Origin of the sequence: Alishewanella jeotgali KCTC 22429, assembly GCF_000245735.1 — a bacterium.
GTDB classification, from domain to species: Bacteria; Pseudomonadota; Gammaproteobacteria; order Enterobacterales; family Alteromonadaceae; genus Alishewanella; species Alishewanella jeotgali.
The window spans coordinates 1-2,961 of sequence record NZ_AHTH01000024.1 but is presented as its reverse complement, the minus strand read 5'-3'; the positions used below and the strand labels follow the sequence as shown (position 1 = coordinate 2,961).

The following is a 2,961-nucleotide window of genomic DNA, read 5'->3' as shown; positions in this document are numbered from 1 at the left end:
TTAGCAAGCTGATTGTATGCACACTGTATTCTTTCTTTAAAACATCTTGGGCGTTGTATGGTTAAGCCTCTCGGGCAATTAGTATGAGTTAGCTCAACGCCTCGCAGCGCTTCCACACCTCACCTATCAACGTTGTGGTCTCCAACGACCCTTTAGTACCCTCAGGGGGTAAGGGATAACTCATCTTGTGGCCGGCTTCCCGCTTAGATGCTTTCAGCGGTTATCCGTTCCGAACATAGCTACCGGGCAGTGCCATTGGCATGACAACCCGAACACCAGCGGTTCGTTCACTCCGGTCCTCTCGTACTAGGAGCAACTCCACTCAATTATCCAACGCCCACGGCAGATAGGGACCGAACTGTCTCACGACGTTCTAAACCCAGCTCGCGTACCACTTTAAATGGCGAACAGCCATACCCTTGGGACCGACTTCAGCCCCAGGATGTGATGAGCCGACATCGAGGTGCCAAACACCGCCGTCGATATGAACTCTTGGGCGGTATCAGCCTGTTATCCCCGGAGTACCTTTTATCCGTTGAGCGATGGCCCTTCCATACAGAACCACCGGATCACTATGACCTACTTTCGTACCTGCTCGACGTGTCTGTCTCGCAGTTAAGCTGGCTTCTACCATTACACTAACCGTACGATGTCCGACCGTACTTAGCCAACCTTCGTGCTCCTCCGTTACGCTTTAGGAGGAGACCGCCCCAGTCAAACTACCCACCAGACACTGTCCGCAATCCCGGTTCAGGGACCTACGTTAGAACATCAAACATACAAGGGTGGTATTTCAAGGACGGCTCCACCAGGACTAGCGTCCCAGCTTCAAAGCCTCCCACCTATCCTACACATGTAGGGTCAATGTTCAGTGCCAAGCTATAGTAAAGGTTCACGGGGTCTTTCCGTCTAGCCGCGGGTATACGGCATCTTCACCGCAATTTCAATTTCACTGAGTCTCGGCTGGAGACAGCCTGGCCATCATTACACCATTCGTGCAGGTCGGAACTTACCCGACAAGGAATTTCGCTACCTTAGGACCGTTATAGTTACGGCCGCCGTTTACCGGGGCTTCGATCAAGAGCTTCGCTTGCGCTAACCCCATCAATTAACCTTCCGGCACCGGGCAGGTGTCACACCCTATACGTCCACTTACGTGTTTGCAGAGTGCTGTGTTTTTAATAAACAGTTGCAGCCAGCTGGTCACTGCGACTCTCATATGCTTACAGCGCAAGGCCTTCACACACAAGAGCGTACCTTCTCCCGAAGTTACGGTACTATTTTGCCTAGTTCCTTCAGCCGAGTTCTCTCAAGCGCCTTGGTATGCTCTACCTGACCACCTGTGTCGGTTTAGGGTACGGTCACCAATACCTGAAGCTTAGAGGCTTTTCCTGGAAGCAGAGCGTCAGCAACTTCGTCACCGTAGTGACTCGTCTCGTGTCTCAGTCTTAGAGAAGCGGATTTACCTACCTCTCCAACCTACGCACTTTCACGCGGACTACCAACGCCGCGCTTGCCTAGCTTTCTCCGTCCCCCCATCGCAGTATTGGCCGGTACGGGAATATTAACCCGTTTCCCATCGACTACGCCTTTCAGCCTCGCCTTAGGGGCCGACTCACCCTACCCTGATTAGCATGGGATAGGAACCCTTGGTCTTTCGGCGGGGAAGTTTTTCACTCCCCTTATCGTTACTCATGTCAGCATTCGCACTTCTGATACCTCCAGCATGCCTCCCGGCACACCTTCGCAGGCTTACAGAACGCTCCTCTACCACTCATGCAATGCATGAATCCGCAGCTTCGGTGGATGATTTTAGCCCCGTTACATCTTCCGCGCAGGCCGACTCGACTAGTGAGCTATTACGCTTTCTTTAAAGGGTGGCTGCTTCTAAGCCAACCTCCTAGCTGTCTATGCCTTCCCACATCGTTTTCCACTTAATCATCACTTTGGGACCTTAGCTGGCGGTCTGGGTTGTTTCCCTTTTCACGACGGACGTTAGCACCCGCCGTGTGTCTCCCGAGTAGTACTCACCGGTATTCGGAGTTTGCATGGGGTTGGTAAGTCGGGATGACCCCCTAGCCCAAACAGTGCTCTACCCCCGGTGGTATTCGCTCGAGGCGCTACCTAAATAGCTTTCGAGGAGAACCAGATATCTCCGAGCTTGATTAGCCTTTCACTCCAAGCCACAAGTCATCCCCTACTTTTTCAACAGTAGTGGGTTCGGTCCTCCAATTAGTGTTACCCAATCTTCAACCTGCTCATGGCTAGATCGCCCGGTTTCGGGTCTACACCCTGCAACTAGTTCGCCCAGTTAAGACTCGGTTTCCCTACGGCTCCCCTATTCGGTTAACCTCGCTACAGAATGTAAGTCGCTGACCCATTATACAAAAGGTACGCAGTCACCCAACAAAGTGGGCTCCCACTGCTTGTACGTACACGGTTTCAGGTTCTATTTCACTCCTCTTACAGAGGTTCTTTTCGCCTTTCCCTCACGGTACTGGTTCACTATCGGTCAGTCAGGAGTATTTAGCCTTGGAGGATGGTCCCCCCATCTTCAAACAGGATACCACGTGTCCCGTCCTACTCGTTTTCACTATAAAGGTGTTGTCGTGTACGGGGCTATCACCCTGTATCGCTCAGCTTTCCAGATGATTCCACTAACACCAATCTAGCTTAAGGGCTAGTCCGCGTTCGCTCGCCGCTACTAACGGAATCTCGGTTGATTTCTTTTCCTCGGGGTACTTAGATGTTTCAGTTCTCCCGGTTTGCCTCCTTAACCTATGTATTCAGTTAAGGATAGTGAGTAAACTCACTGGGTTTCCCCATTCGGATATCTACGGTTCAGCGCCTCTTACCGGCTCCCCATAGCTTTTCGCAGGTTAGTACGTCCTTCATCGCCTCTGACTGCCAAGGCATCCACCGTGTACGCTTAGTCACTTAACCATACAACCCCAAAATGTC

At 51.9% G+C, this 2,961-nt stretch carries 1 rRNA gene; it reads right to left on the bottom strand.

Annotated elements, in window-relative coordinates:
• Positions 1 to 57: 57 nt before the first annotated feature.
• Positions 58 to 2,943: ribosomal RNA gene (locus tag AJE_RS19055) — 23S ribosomal RNA — on the bottom strand.
• Positions 2,944 to 2,961 lie beyond the last annotated feature (18 nt).